This window comes from Pseudomonas sp. S3_C06 (genome assembly GCF_054667675.1).
On record NZ_CP162747.1, the window covers coordinates 1647752 to 1661791 of the forward strand.

At 60.0% G+C, this 14040-nt stretch carries 11 protein-coding genes; 10 read left to right on the forward strand and 1 reads right to left on the reverse strand.

Features of this window, described 5'->3' with window-relative positions; genetic code table 11:
- Positions 1–166: 166 nt before the first annotated feature.
- A complete protein-coding gene (locus AB4N44_RS07135) occupies positions 167–607 on the forward strand; it encodes a CBS domain-containing protein (protein ID WP_007918278.1) in 441 nt (146 codons plus the stop codon).
- A 130-nt stretch (positions 608–737) separates the two neighbouring features.
- On the opposite strand, the gene AB4N44_RS07140 is transcribed toward AB4N44_RS07135, so the two are convergent.
- Positions 738–1361 carry a glutathione S-transferase gene (locus tag AB4N44_RS07140; RefSeq protein ID WP_064117678.1) on the reverse strand — a complete coding sequence of 208 codons (624 nt, stop codon included), beginning with the start codon at positions 1359–1361 and terminating at the stop codon, positions 738–740.
- Between the two features lie 1196 nt (positions 1362–2557).
- Between AB4N44_RS07140 and AB4N44_RS07145 the strand changes: the two genes are divergently transcribed.
- The 9 genes from AB4N44_RS07145 to AB4N44_RS07185 all read left to right on the forward strand — a co-directional run bounded on the left by AB4N44_RS07145 (position 2558) and on the right by AB4N44_RS07185 (position 13883).
- Entirely contained in the window at positions 2558–3379 is an 822-nt protein-coding gene (locus AB4N44_RS07145) for an energy transducer TonB (RefSeq protein ID WP_316916769.1), read from the forward strand.
- A 67-nt stretch (positions 3380–3446) separates the two neighbouring features.
- Positions 3447–4133, forward strand: coding sequence for a MotA/TolQ/ExbB proton channel family protein (locus AB4N44_RS07150; protein ID WP_371857975.1), 687 nt, complete (start codon positions 3447–3449; stop codon positions 4131–4133).
- On the forward strand, positions 4133–4534 hold the full coding sequence (locus AB4N44_RS07155) for an ExbD/TolR family protein (protein WP_007918272.1): 402 nt from the start codon (positions 4133–4135) through the stop codon (positions 4532–4534). Before AB4N44_RS07150 ends, AB4N44_RS07155 begins: the two co-directional genes overlap by 1 nt.
- A 206-nt stretch (positions 4535–4740) precedes the next feature.
- Positions 4741–7452 (forward strand): TonB-dependent receptor, encoded by a 2712-nt coding sequence (locus AB4N44_RS07160; protein ID WP_460109539.1) that lies wholly within the window; start codon positions 4741–4743, stop codon positions 7450–7452.
- A 151-nt stretch (positions 7453–7603) separates the two neighbouring features.
- Positions 7604–9469, forward strand: coding sequence for an extracellular solute-binding protein (locus AB4N44_RS07165; RefSeq protein WP_460158196.1), 1866 nt, complete (start codon positions 7604–7606; stop codon positions 9467–9469).
- A gap of 1 nt (position 9470) precedes the next feature.
- Entirely contained in the window at positions 9471–10535 is a 1065-nt protein-coding gene (locus tag AB4N44_RS07170) for a microcin C ABC transporter permease YejB (RefSeq protein WP_127929047.1), read from the forward strand.
- On the forward strand, positions 10535–11557 hold the full coding sequence (locus AB4N44_RS07175; protein ID WP_460109536.1) for an ABC transporter permease: 1023 nt from the start codon (positions 10535–10537) through the stop codon (positions 11555–11557). Before AB4N44_RS07170 ends, AB4N44_RS07175 begins: the two co-directional genes overlap by 1 nt.
- A gap of 1 nt (position 11558) precedes the next feature.
- Positions 11559–13193 (forward strand): ABC transporter ATP-binding protein, encoded by a 1635-nt coding sequence (locus tag AB4N44_RS07180; protein ID WP_127929048.1) that lies wholly within the window; start codon positions 11559–11561, stop codon positions 13191–13193.
- A gap of 168 nt (positions 13194–13361) precedes the next feature.
- Entirely contained in the window at positions 13362–13883 is a 522-nt protein-coding gene (locus AB4N44_RS07185) for a DUF3455 domain-containing protein (RefSeq protein WP_116030600.1), read from the forward strand.
- Positions 13884–14040: the final 157 nt, after the last annotated feature.

Sequence of the window (14040 nt, forward strand, 5' to 3'; positions counted from 1 at the left end):
ATTCTACGCGGCATTGCCTGGGATGACTCTGGCGATAAATTGCCACCCGCCACGGAAAAAACCGGCAAATGACGTTTTTTGCGTGTTATCTGCCGCTTTGCCACCTTGCCCTGCGCGCTTGCGTCTACGATGCTTGGATAACAACGACAACACCTGAGTAACCGCCATGAAGACCGTCGCCCAACTGCTCAAGCTCAAAGATCAGAAAAATCAGGAAGTGCACCAGATCAAGCCTGATCACATGGTGCTCGAAGCGCTGATGAAGATGGCCGAGAAAAACGTCGGCGCCTTGCTGGTGGTCGAAGACGAAAAAGTGGTCGGCATCATCAGCGAACGCGACTACGCGCGCAAACTGGTGCTGCATGGCCGCTCATCCGTAGGCACGCCGGTGCGCGACATCATGGTGGCGAACGTGATCACCGTCGACACCCATCAAACCGTCGACACCTGCCTGGGCATCATGTCCGACAAACGCCTGCGCCACTTGCCGGTGGTCGAGAACGGCAAGTTGATCGGTTTGCTGTCGATCGGTGACCTGGTCAAGGAAGCGATTGCCGAACAGGCGGAGCTGATCAAACAGCTGGAGCAGTACATTCGCGGGGAATAAATCCCGTCCTCCTCATGATCGTTCCCACGCGCAGCAAAGGAATGCCTCCTGTGACGCTCTGCGTCACGCTTTGGGACGCAGAGCGTCCCGGGCTGCGTTACCACGCAGAGCGTGGGAACGATCACCTCTGTCAGGACGGCCAATGCCGGGCAAAGACCGGTGCCAGCACCGGGTGCCGGTCAATCCGCTGCAACCACGCATAAAACCCCGGTCGCGTCTGACGCAAATGCTCGCGGCTGCCCGCCCAGCGCGTCACCACTGCCGCCAGCACATCCAGTGCCCCCGGCGTTTCGTCATCCAGATACAGCTCGGCAGAAAACTGGTCGGCAAACACCTCCCAACTCCAATGCAATCGCTCACGCGCTCCGGCCACCAGATTCTGCCGCGAGGCTTCGTCAGGCATCAGCAGCCAGCGCTCCGGATAATCGATGACGCCGATCGCCGCATAACAGTTGCTGACGATGTAGACCAGACCGCGAATCGCCTGATCACGGTCATCCGCCTTGGTCGGCAGCAGGCCGGACTTGGGAAACGTCAGGCCCAGATGAATCAGGATCGCCGCGCTCTCGGTGATGGCGCTGCCATCGGGCAGTTGCAAGGTCGGTATCTGTTTGAGTGGATTGAGCTGGGCCAACGCCTCGGCGGCTTCGGTGCTGGCCTCGATATCAATGAAACGGTAAGCGATCTGGCACAGCTCCAGCGCCGCTTCGATGGCGGCTGCGCCCGAATTTCTGTGCCCATAGAGCTGGTACATATCCAATCCCCCCGAAAAGACCATTGCCACAGGGTAGATGGCTGTAGCGTGGATGTAGAAAAATTCTGCCTGTGTATCGGTTTTGGCACGGTTTTCCCATTCACTCGCGACTTGCGAATTCAAACCTCGCAAAACAGCGCTGGCGGTGCCCATCCCGCACCAAGAGCAATCATCGAACGCTATCCGCGTTCTTGTAAGGTGCGATACCGAACCAAAAGTTCGCGTATCCGAGCTGGCAACAAGGAGTTCACCGCGTGAATCTTCAAACGCTCTGCCGTTCGCCCCTCTCTTTGCTTCTTCGTGCACAACGCCGAGTTCATCTGAACAGTCCCGGCGGCCAACGCACTTACTTTATTACCTGACGCAGCCACCAAGCACTGTATTCGGCGATGACGTATTCGCCGACAGCAGCGTGCTATTTATTTTTTAAATATGACTCGAAAGATTATTGCCCAGCCTCTGTATTAAACGAGCGAAAAGAGGATTGTCGAACAATAACTTCCAATGACTTTACAAATGCACCAAAACCGCTCCAGCGACTTCAACTATCAAGCATTGCAGACATTGATTCCATTTAAACAAGAACAAGGAACATGCCCCGTGACCCGCTAAAACATTGACCCGCACCAAATCGGTCCGCCGCGCACCAGCAAGTGCCCAGGCCGCAAGCCACGCAGCCGCTCTATCCCGCCAATCAGCCGGATACCGCGTACAGCCTGACTCGCCTCTGAAAAAGCTCCGTTAACCGGAGTAACGGGAATCCGTGTGCCAGAGAAAAACCACGGCGATGGCAAAACTTATATAAATGCGACATGGGTAACACTGATGAAATAACCGCTCTACATTTCGGCAATATCTGGCACAGCCGTTGCAAAACAGAATTCGAGTTATCAATTGCAGGAGCTGCCGAAGGCTCGGGCCGCGATCGGACGATCTTTTGATCTTGATCTTTAAAGGCAGAATCAAAAGATCGCAGCCTTCGGCAGCTCCTACATAGAACAACACCAGGGAATGGCTAATGAACGCAGAAAGTCGATAGCGCTAAGCCCGTAAGTTTGCACAAGCCTTGTTAACCGGATAGTTCAACTAACTATCGGCTTCTGCTCACCTTGAAGAAAGTTGCACCCACCCACTCGAACATCCCCCGGATGTTCGGACGGCACCTTATTGCCCTTCATCCACCCGAGGGAGCTTTAATGAACGATGCGGTAAAGCACAGAACCCTGCCGGGGCCGTTGCGGGAAGCTCCAGTTCCGCCGCCACCGGGCAGGCTGGCGTTTAAAGCCAACACGTCGCAACCCGGCGGTCTGAATAAACAGCAGATGGTGTTGCTGGTGGCTGTGTCGGCGCTGATACATGGCGGCGCCTGGTGGTTTCTCCAGCAATCCAAAACAGAGCCACTGCCAACGCCGCCGCAGATTCCGGAAATGACCGTCGAGCTGACCAGCCCGACGCCACCGGCACCACCCACCCCGGAACCGCCGCCGCCTCCTCCGCCACCACCGCCGGAACCTGAACAACCGGTGGAAGACGAGGACGCGGTCAAGCCACCGCCAAAACCGGTGGAGAAGCCCAAGCCGATCGAAAAACCGAAACCGGTCGAGAAGCCGAAACCGGTGAAAAAGGTCGAGCCGCCGAAAGCTCCACCGGCCCCGGCCGCACCCGCTGCACCCGCTGCCCCGGCCACCCCGAGCGCACCGCCGGCACCTGCCGCTGCACCGGGTCCGGTCAAGGAGTCGGCAGCGATTTCCGGCCTCGCCAGTCTCGGCAACCCGCCACCGGAATACCCGTCGCTGGCGCTGCGGCGCAACTGGGAAGGCAGCGTGGTGCTGCGCATTCAAGTGCTGGCCAACGGTCGCGCAGGATCAGTGACGGTGACCAAATCCAGCGGTAAACCGCAACTGGATGACGCGGCTGTTGCCGCCGTGAAGAACTGGAAATTCATTCCGGCCAAACGCGGTGACACGCCGATCGACGGCTTTGCCACCCAGACCATCGATTTCAAATTGCCGCAATAACCGAATGCTCAATCAACGCACAACCGAATAACGCAAGCGAGGTATCACCATGAACGATTTGTCTTCGATGATTGTCCCCGGCGTGCTCTGGGGTCTGGTGCTGTTTTCCGTGGTCAGCTGGGCGATCCTGCTGGTCAAGTCGGCGCAGTACCTGCGGCAGAAAGCGCAGAACAAACAATTCACCAAGGCCTTCTGGGGCGCGCCGGATCTGCTCACCGCCGCCGAACACGCCAGCCAGTATCCGGGCTCGCTGGCGCGCATCGCCAGCAGCGGTTTCGAAGCGCTGCTGGTGGAAGATTCGCCGCGCACCACCCAGCAACTGGCGCACACCATCAACCGTTCGGATCGCCTGGAACGCAACCTGCGCCAGCAGATCCAGAAGGAACGCCGCTCGCTGGAAAACGGCCAGGCGATCCTCGCCAGTATCGGCAGCACCGCGCCGTTCATTGGTTTGTTCGGCACCGTGTGGGGCATCATGGAAGCGCTGAAAAGCATCGGCGAAACCGGCTCCGCCAGCCTTGAAGCAGTGGCCGGGCCGATCGGTCACGCGCTCATCGCCACCGGTGTCGGTATCGCCGTCGCCGTACCGGCGGTGCTGATTTACAACTTCTTTCTGCGCCGACTGAAACTGGCCTCGGCGGACATGGATGACTTCGCCCACGACTTCGACGCCCTCGCCTCGCGCAGCGCGTTTTCCATCAGCCGTCAGGCCATCGCCAGCAAAACCACTGCCGCCGTGCGGGAGGCCAGCTGATGTCGTTCTCCACTCAAGACAGCGATGAAGTGCTCAGCGAAATGAACGTCACGCCACTGGTCGACGTGATGCTCGTGTTGCTGGTGGTGTTCATCGTCACCGCGCCGCTGATGACCAACGCGATCAAAGTCAACCTGCCGAAAACCGATGCCGTCGCCCCCGCCGAAAAGAAAGACCCGGTGGTGGTCAGCGTCGATCAGGACGGCAAGTTCTATCTGGCCAAGACCGAGCTGGCACCGGAATCGCTGGAAGCCAGCCTCAAGGAGGTCAAGGCCAAGGACGCCGAAGTCCGCGTGCAGTTGCAGGCCGATTCCGCCGTCAATTACGGCCAGGTGGCCAAGGCCATGGCGTCGATCGAACGCTCGGGCATTACCAAGATTTCGGTGATGACCACCCACTGAGTACGGTGCCGGGCGCGCAGTGAAAGACGCGCCCGGCACCGCCCGCTGAATCCTGTCGCAACCAGCCGACCGAAAAACGCCACGCGTCTTCGGAGGGGATCGGCTTGCTTGAAGAAAGTGGTTTTCCGCACGCGGTATCACCGATAGCGGAGCAATGAGGGGCTCACAAGGCCAATTCGATAACGTCTAAAAAGTCGGAAATAACCATGCTGATGAACACTCCACGCTTCACGCTCAAACCCTTGGTGGCAACGATTTCTCGCCACCGTTTTGTTCCGTTGTATCTGGTGGCCATGGGGATGGGCGCCGGGACTGTGCAGGCGGCCGAGAACGACAACACCAGCGTCCCGGCGGCTGCGGCGGTGGTGGCGCCGACCACGCAACTGCAACGGGTCGAAGTGACGGGCTCGGCGATTCGCCGGGTCGATGCGGAAACGGCGGTGCCGATCACCATTCTCAAGGCCGAAGAACTGCGCAAACAGGGCGTGACCACCACCGCCGAACTGGTGCAGCGCATCACCGGCAGCCAGTCGATCAACAACAGCGCAGGCTCCGTGGGCGCAGCCACTGGCGGCGCCTCGTTCGCCGACATGCGCGGCATCGGCGCGAACAAGACGCTGGTGCTGCTCAACGGTCGACGCCTGGCCAACAACGCCTTGTCCGGGACCAACTCGGCCGGCGGCGCGGTAGACCTGAACATGATCCCGTTTGCCGCCATCGAACGTGTGGAAGTCCTGCGCGACGGTGCCTCGGCCCTGTACGGCACCGACGCCATCGGCGGCGTGATCAACTTCATCACCAAGAAATCCCTGACCGACGGCCAATTGACCCTCGGCGGCGAAACCCCGACCCACAGCGGTGGCGGCGCGACCAAAGACATGAGCGCCAGTTGGGGCTACGGCGACCTGGAAGAAGACCGCTTCAACGTCCTCGGCGTGTTCAATTACAACAAGCAGCAGAACCTCGACGCCAACGACCGCTCTTTTGCAACTGACTACGCGCCTGGTCGCGGTCTCGATCAGACCTCGGGCACCGCGTTCCCCGGCAACTACAGCCAGAACGGCAACGCGACCAACCCGTTGGCCAACAGCAATTGCAACGGGCCGAACCTGATCGCCCGCGACGGCTTGTGCCGCTTCAGCACCCGTGAATACATCGATCTGGTGCCGCAAACCGAAAAGACCTCGTTCTTCGGCAAAACCACCGGCAAGCTTGGCGACGATCACAACGTCAACCTCGAATACTTCTGGTCGCGCAACAACAACGCCACGGCGATCGGCCCGGCGCCACTGACCGGCCTGAGCCTCGATTCTTCGTCGCCCTACTACCCCGGCAACGGCATCACCCCGGCGCCCACCGATTTCGCCCTCGACCCGACGCAACCGGTGGACGTCAACTGGCGTGAAACCGCGGCCGGCCCGCGTGAATCGAAAGACCAGAACACCAGCCAGCGCTTCCTGCTCAGTTTCGATGGTCTGGTTGGCGGCTGGGATTACAACGTCGGCGCCTCGTACAACCAGAACAAAATCGTCTCCAGCGTCACCAGTGGCTATGTCAGCGATCAGGCGATGATCGCCGGTCTGGCCAGCGGTCTGCTCAACCCGTTCGGCCCACAATCTGCCGCCGGTCAGCAATACATCGATAACGCGGCGTATCACGGCGCCTATTCCACTGCTGTGGGCCGTGTAGCCGGTTTCGATGGTCGTATCAGTCGTGAAATCGGCGACTGGTTCGGCGCCGGCCCGTCCGGTCTGGCCCTGGGTGGTGAATACCGAAAAGAGAAATTCCACCAGGATTTCGAGTCGTTCGCTGGCGACATTCAGAGCCTCGGTATCGACCCGGCGGGCAGCGTCGAAGGCGACCGCAGCGTGAAAGCCGCCTATGCCGAAATCAACGTGCCGGTGCTCGACAGCCTCGAACTGTCCGCCGCCGTGCGCCATGACAAATACAGCGACTTCGGCAGCACCACCAACCCAAAATATTCGTTCCGTTATCAGCCGTTGAAAGAGCTGGTGGTGCGTGGCGCCTACAGCGAAGGCTTCCGTGCGCCATCGCTATATGAGCTGTATTCGCCGCGCAGCATCACCTTCACCCAGGGTTACTACAACGACCCGGTGCTGTGTACCGGCGGTGTGGTGCAACCGGGCGGCAATGGCGGCCGCGATTGCGGTCAGCAGTTCCTCAACCAGATTGGCGGCAACGAAGATCTGGCCCCGGAGAAGGCGCGCAACGTGACCCTCGGCTTCGTGTATCAGCCGATCAACAACCTCTCGGTAGGTCTGGATTTCTGGTGGATTCACATCTCCAACCAGATCCAGCCGTTCCCGGAATCCACCGTGTTTGATCAGGCCGGTTCCTACCCGGATCGCTTCGTGCGCAACGCCGACGGCACGCTCAACTACATCGTCACTGGCAACGCCAACCTCGGCATCGTCGAAACCAACGGTGTCGATGTGTCGCTCGACTATCGCTTCCCGAACACGCCGTACGGCCAGTTCGGTCTGGGCCTGCAAGGCACCTATGTTGACGAGTACGACTTCCAGAGCACCATCAAAGGCCCGTTCACTGACAAGGTCGGCGACTTTCAGGGTGACGGCGTGATCGCGCGCTGGAAACACAACCTCACCGGCAGCTGGACCTTCGGCGCGGCGCGGGCGGCGCTGACCAACCGCTTCACCACGGGTTACAACGACTACGACCGCGACACCCACGCGCGCGTGGCGTCGTATTCGGTGTGGGATCTGTCGGCCGGCTACACCTTCAACAAGGTGCTGGATGTCGATGCCGGGATGAAGAACGTGTTCGACCGCAACCCGCCGTTCTCCAACCAGGCCTACAACTTCCAGAGCGGCTATGACCCGCGCTACACCGACCCGCTGGGCCGCACGTTGTTTGCGCGCATGACTTACCACTTCTAACCGGAAACAGAACACATCCCCCTGTGGGAGCGAGCCTGCTCGCGAAAGCGGTGGATCAGCAAGAGAGATGTCGGCTGACTAGACGCCTTCGCGAGCAGGCTCGCTCCCACATTGGGTCCGTGGCCTTTCAGGGATTTTCAGGAGTGACTTCATGAGTTTTTTGCGCAATATGGCTGGCCTGCTGCTCGGCAGTGCGCTGCTGTGCACCGGCACCTTGGCGCTGGCCGCTGGCAGTTATGCGCTGACGGTGTACGGCGAGGCGCCGAAGTATCCGGCGAACTTCCAGCACTTTGATTTCGTCGAGCCCAAGGCGCCCAAGGGTGGTTCACTCAGTCGCGCGTCGATGGAGATCGGCCAGTACAACTACATCAGCCCGTATGCCGATCAGGGCATTTCCGTGGTGCAGGTCAATGACTGGGTGTATTCGCCGCTGGCGTTCCGTTCACTCGACGAGCCGTACACCGTTTACGCACTGGTCGCGCAGCAGATCGAGCGCGACCCCGAAGGCTTGTGGGTGCGTTTCACCCTCAATCCAAAAGCACGTTTCGCCGACGGCACGCCGATCACTGCCGAAGACGTGCGCTACACCTTCAACCTGCTGATGACCAAGGGCAGTCTGAGTTATCGCCAGCAATACGCCGATGTGCAGGACGTGCTGATCGAAGGCCCGCGGCAGGTGCGCTTCACCTTCAAGAACAATCTCAACCGCACCTTGGCGCTGGACCTGGCGACGATGCGCATCGTCCCCGAGCATTGGTGGAAAACCCGCGACTTCGCCAATGGCGGCGGTTTCGAGCCACCGCTGGGCAGCGGCCCGTACCGGGTGAGCAAGGTCGACGCCGGGCGCAGCATCAGTTTTCAGCGCGACCCGGACTGGTGGGGCAAGGACCTGCCGGTCAGTCGCGGCATGTACAACTTCGACAATCTCACGGTGAATTTCTACGGCGACACCGACGTTGCCCGACAGCTGCTGCAGGCCGGCGCATTCGACTACAACCGCGAGTTCTCCTCGTCTGGTTATGTGGTCGGCTATGACAGCCCGGCGTTGCGCGACGGCCGCTTGCAGCAGTCGATCCTCGCCCCGGACAAACCCACTGCCGCTCAGGGCTTCGTGTTCAACCTGCAGAACCCGTTCTTCAAGGATCGCCGGGTGCGTCAGGCGATCAGCCTGCTGTGGGATTTCGAGTGGACCAACAAACAGATGATGCGCGGCTTCTACGTGCGCCAGAACAGCTTCTGGCCGAAGAGCGAAATGGCCGCCACCGCCCTGCCCGACGCTGAAGAATTGAAGATCCTCGAACCGCTGCGCGGGCAGGTTCCCGACGAGGTTTTCACCACGGTGTATGAGGCACCGAAAACCGATGGCAGTGGCTACATCCGCGACAAACAACTGCAAGCGCTGAAGCTGCTCGCCGAAGCTGGCTGGACGCCGCAACACAATCGTCTGGTCAACGCTGCGGGCGAGCCGCTGGAGTTCACCTTTCTCGACGGTCAGGGCGGCTTCGACCGCATGTTGCTGCCGTTCAAACGCACCCTCGCGCAGATCGGCATCACGCTCAATCTGCGCCGGATCGATTCGGCGCAATACATCAACCGCCTCAACGCCCGCGACTACGACATGATCGTCGTCGCTTTCCCGCGCAGCGGCGATCCGATCGTCTCTCCCGGCCGCGAGTTGTACAGCCTGTACGCCTCGCAAAGCGCCACGCAAGTCGGCAGTTCCAACTCGATGGTGCTGGCCAATCCGGCGGTCGATCAACTGATTGACGGGCTGGTCCAGGCCAACACCCGCGAGGCCATGGTGCATTACGCCCGCGCCCTCGACCGGGTGCTGCAATGGGGTTACTACATGATTCCCAACTACTACTCCAAAGGCACGCCGACGGTGTATCAGAACCGCTTCGGCATGCCGCCCGTGCAACCGGCGTACGACGAAGGCCTCAACACCTGGTGGGAGGTATCGGCCAAGGCGTTGACCACCCAGCAGATGCACAGCCAGCTCGCGGGGGGCCAGTGACATGCTGCGTTATCTGAGTCGACGTTTGCTGCTGATCATCCCGACGCTGTTGTGCATTCTGGTGGTGAATTTTCTCATCGTGCAGGCCGCGCCGGGTGGGCCGGTGGAGCAAGCCATCGCTCGTTTGCAAGGTTTCGGCGGTCACAGCATGGGCGGCGGTGGCGAGGTTGCTGCGGTTGGCGGCGCGGGTCGCAGCAGCCGTGGCCTCGACCCGGCGCTGATCGAGGAGATCAAACACCACTACGGCTTCGACAAGCCGATGCACGAACGCCTGTGGCTGATGCTGAAAAACTACGCGCAGCTGGATCTGGGCAGCAGTTTCTTTCGCGGCGCCAAGGTCACTGATCTGATCGTGCAGAAGTTGCCGGTATCACTGTCGCTGGGTTTGTGGGCGACGTTGATCACTTACCTGATTTCCATTCCGCTGGGTATCCGCAAAGCGATCAGGAACGGCAGCGCGTTTGATGTCTGGAGCAGCACGGCGATCATCATCGGCTATGCGATGCCGGCATTTCTGTTCGCGATTCTGTTGATCGTGGTGTTTGCCGGTGGCAGCTACGTCAACTGGTTCCCGGTGCAGGGGCTGGTCTCGGACAACTTCGACAGCCTCAGCACCTTGGGCAAGGTCGGCGACTACCTCTGGCACTTGGTTCTGCCGGTGACGGCGTTGGTGATCGGCGGCTTTGCGACGTTGACGATCCTGACCAAAAACAGCTTCCTCAACGAGATCAGCCGTCAGTACGTGATCACCGCGCGGGCCAAAGGCCTGACCGAGCGCCGCGTGCTCTACGGCCATGTGTTTCGCAACGCCATGCTCTTGGTCGTTGCCGGTGTGCCGTCGGCGCTGATCGAGGTGTTTTTCGCCGGTTCCTTGCTCATCGAAACCATCTTCAACCTCGACGGCCTCGGGCGCATGAGTTACGAGGCGGCAGTGTCGCGGGATTACCCGGTGGTGTTCGGCGCGTTGTTCCTGTTCACCCTGTTCGGCCTGTTGATCAAGCTGATCGGCGACCTTTGCTACACCCTGCTCGACCCGCGCATCGACTTCTCGGCGAGGACTGCCTGATGTTCACTCTTTCTCCCCTTGGTCAACGTCGCGTTGCGCAGTTCAAGGCCAATCGGCGCGGGCGCTGGTCGCTGTGGCTGTTTATCGGTCTGTGCCTGATTTGTCTGGGCGGTGAGTTGATCGCCAACGACAAGCCGTTGGTGATCCGTTACCACGACGCCTTTTACTTCCCGATCCTCAGCGATTACCTGGAAACCGATTTCGGTGGCGAGCTGCCGTTTCAGCCGGATTACGCCAGCGGTTACGTGCACAAACTGATCGAGGATCAGGACGGCTGGATGCTGTTTCCGCCGATCCCGTTCAGCTATGACACGGTCAATTACGATCTCAGCGAACCGGCGCCGAGTCCGCCGTCATCGAGCAATTGGCTGGGCACCGATGATCAGGCGCGCGATGTGTTGGCGCGGGTGATTTTCGGCACACGGATTTCGATTCTGTTTGCGCTGATTCTCACGGGTATCAGTGCGTTGATCGGCATCGTTGCCGGGGCGTTGCAGGGTTATTACGGCGGTTGGGTCGACTTGCTCGGGCAACGGGTGCTGGAGATCTGGTCGGGGTTGCCGGTGCTGTACCTGCTGATCATTTTGTCCGGGTTTGTCTCGCCGAGTTTCTGGTGGCTGCTGGGGATCATGGCGCTGTTTTCCTGGCTGGCGCTGGTCGATGTGGTGCGCGCCGAGTTTCTGCGTGGACGCAATCTGGAATACGTCAAAGCCGCGCGAGCGCTGGGCCTGACCGACAACGAGCTGATGTGCCGGCACATCCTGCCCAACGCGATGACCTCCACCCTCACCTACCTGCCGTTCATTCTGACTGGCGCGATTGCGACGCTGACTGCGCTGGATTTTCTTGGCTTCGGCATGCCGGCCGGTACTGCTTCGCTGGGCGAATTGATCGGTCAGGCCAAGCGCAATCTGCAAGCGCCGTGGCTGGGGCTGACGGCGTTTTTTGCCCTGGCGCTGATTTTGTCGTTGTTGGTTTTCATCGGTGAAGCTTGCCGTGATGCATTTGATCCCCGGAGCTGACATGAACGACAACCTGATTGAAATTCGCGATCTGCGTGTCGCATTCGCCGGACAGGAAGTGGTGCACGGATTGAACCTGGATATTCGCCGTGGCGAATGCCTGGCACTGGTCGGAGAGTCCGGCTCGGGCAAGTCGGTGACCGCGCATTCGATTCTGCGTTTGTTGCCGGGCAAGAACGTCAGCAGCAGCGGCGCGATCCGCTATAACGGCGTGGATTTATTGCACGCCAGCGAGCAGCAGATGCGCGGCTTGCGCGGCAACCGCATTGCGATGATTTTTCAGGAACCGATGACTTCGCTCAATCCGTTGCACACGGTGGAAAAGCAGGTCAGCGAAGTGCTGGAGATTCACAAAGGTTTGAAGGGGCGCGCGGCACGTGAGCGGACGTTGGAGCTGCTGGAGCTGGTGGGCATCCGCCAGCCGTTGCAGCGCTTGAAAGCCTATCCACATCAACTCTCCGGCGGTCAGCGGCAACGGGTGATGATTGCCATGGCGCTGGCCAACGAGCCGGAACTGTTGATCGCCGATGAGCCGACCACGGCGCTGGATGTCACGGTGCAGCAGAAGATTCTTGAGCTGCTGATCGAGTTGCAGCAACGCCTTGGCATGTCGCTGTTGCTGATCAGCCATGACCTCAATCTGGTGCGGCGCATTGCGCAACGGGTGTGCGTGATGCGCCATGGCGAGATCGTCGAGCAGGCCGATTGCGAAACGTTGTTTGGTGCGCCGCAGCATCCTTACAGTCGCTTGTTGATCGAGGCTGAACCCAGCGGCGCGCCGGTGCCCAGTGAGTACGAGCACAACTTGCTTGAAGTCGATGATTTGAAGGTGTGGTTTCCACTGCCCAAGGCGTTGTTCAGCCGCCAGCAGGATTACATCAAAGCGGTGGACGGCGTGAGTTTCACCCTGCAACGGGGCAAGACCTTGGGCATTGTTGGCGAGTCGGGTTCAGGCAAGTCGACGCTGGGTCAGGCGATCCTGCGACTGGTCGAATCGGAGGGCAATATACGATTCGGCAACAAGCAATTGAGCCTGCTCAATCAGCGCTTGATGCGACCGTTGCGCCGGCAGATACAGGTGGTGTTCCAGGACCCGTTCGGCAGCCTCAGCCCACGGATGTCGGTGCAGCAGATCATTGCCGAGGGGTTGCTGACCCATGGCATCGGCACTGAAGCCGAGCGTGAGGCGGCGGTGATTCGCGTATTGGAGGAAGTCGGCCTCGACCCACAGAGCCGCCATCGCTATCCCCACGAATTTTCCGGTGGCCAGCGCCAGCGCATTTCCATCGCCCGTGCGCTGGTGCTGGAACCGGCGCTGATTCTGCTCGATGAGCCGACCTCGGCGCTGGATCGCACGGTGCAGAAGCAGGTGGTGGAGTTGTTGCGGCAATTGCAGATCAGGCATGGACTGACCTATTTGTTCATCAGCCATGATCTGGCGGTGGTGCATGCGTTGGCGCATGACTTGATGGTGATCAAGGATGGCAAGGTGGTTGAGCAGGGTTCGTCGCGCGAGATTTTCGCCGCGCCGCAACATCCCTACACCCAGGAACTCCTGAACGCCTCCGGCCTCAAGCCCGACACAAAACCCTGTAGGAGTGAGCCTGCTCGCGAAAGCGGTATCCCAGTGACATGAGTGCTGCCTGACACACCGCCATCGCGAGCAGGCTCACTCCTACAGGGATGGTGGTGAGTCATTGAAATTTATTTTCCGGGCACTGCATCCAAACGCCTCCGTCACGGGTAGTCCTTGTAACAGCCCTCTTCGGCTGTCAGCGGTCTACCCTTTTCGGAGATAACACTGATGAACATCACCCAGCTGATTGGCCTCACCGGTTTGCTCGCCCTGTCCTCGACAACCTTCGCCCAAGGCAGTTACCCCGACGCGATCAAAGTCCCGGACGGCCACAAGATCGCGATGGAAACCACCGGGGTCGGCGAGATCACCTACGAATGCCGTGACAAAGCCAATACCCCCGGACAGACCGAGTGGACGTTTGTCGGCCCGAAAGCGGTGCTCAATGATCGCAGTGGCAAGCAGGTTGGAACCTACTTTGGCCCGCCCGCCACCTGGCAAGCCAAGGACGGTTCGAAAGTCACCGGCACGCAATTGGCCGTGGCGCCATCAAGCCCGGGCAACCTGCCCTATCAACTGGTCAAGGCCAATCCCGCAGAAGGCAAAGGCGCGATGAGTGGCGTGAGTTACATCCAGCGTGTCGCACTCAAGGGCGGCGTGGCGCCGGGCAGCGAATGCACAGCGGCGAACAAGGGCAAGCAGGAAGTGGTGAAATATCAGGCCGATTACATTTTCTGGGCGGCGAACTGATCTCCGGACTTACCGAGATCCAAAGTGGGAGCGAGCCTGCTCGCGAAGGCGGTGGGTCAGAGAAGGATGTATCGGCTGACACGCCGCCTTCGCGAGCAGGCTCGCTCCCACAGGGTGGAACTGGATTGTGTGGATGTTTGCGGAATGTAAGCTAGAT

Excerpts from the sequence above, each read along its gene's own strand:
- AB4N44_RS07135 (WP_007918278.1), top strand. The coding sequence starts at position 167 with ATGAAGACCGTCGCCCAACTGCTCAAGCTCAAAGATCAGAAAAATCAG.
- AB4N44_RS07140 (WP_064117678.1), bottom strand. The coding sequence starts at position 1,361 with ATGTACCAGCTCTATGGGCACAGAAATTCGGGCGCAGCCGCCATCGAA.
- AB4N44_RS07145 (WP_316916769.1), top strand. The coding sequence starts at position 2,558 with ATGAACGATGCGGTAAAGCACAGAACCCTGCCGGGGCCGTTGCGGGAA.
- AB4N44_RS07150 (WP_371857975.1), top strand. The coding sequence starts at position 3,447 with ATGATTGTCCCCGGCGTGCTCTGGGGTCTGGTGCTGTTTTCCGTGGTC.
- AB4N44_RS07155 (WP_007918272.1), top strand. The coding sequence starts at position 4,133 with ATGTCGTTCTCCACTCAAGACAGCGATGAAGTGCTCAGCGAAATGAAC.
- AB4N44_RS07160 (WP_460109539.1), top strand. The coding sequence starts at position 4,741 with ATGCTGATGAACACTCCACGCTTCACGCTCAAACCCTTGGTGGCAACG.
- AB4N44_RS07165 (WP_460158196.1), top strand. The coding sequence starts at position 7,604 with ATGAGTTTTTTGCGCAATATGGCTGGCCTGCTGCTCGGCAGTGCGCTG.
- AB4N44_RS07170 (WP_127929047.1), top strand. The coding sequence starts at position 9,471 with ATGCTGCGTTATCTGAGTCGACGTTTGCTGCTGATCATCCCGACGCTG.
- AB4N44_RS07175 (WP_460109536.1), top strand. The coding sequence starts at position 10,535 with ATGTTCACTCTTTCTCCCCTTGGTCAACGTCGCGTTGCGCAGTTCAAG.
- AB4N44_RS07180 (WP_127929048.1), top strand. The coding sequence starts at position 11,559 with ATGAACGACAACCTGATTGAAATTCGCGATCTGCGTGTCGCATTCGCC.
- AB4N44_RS07185 (WP_116030600.1), top strand. The coding sequence starts at position 13,362 with ATGAACATCACCCAGCTGATTGGCCTCACCGGTTTGCTCGCCCTGTCC.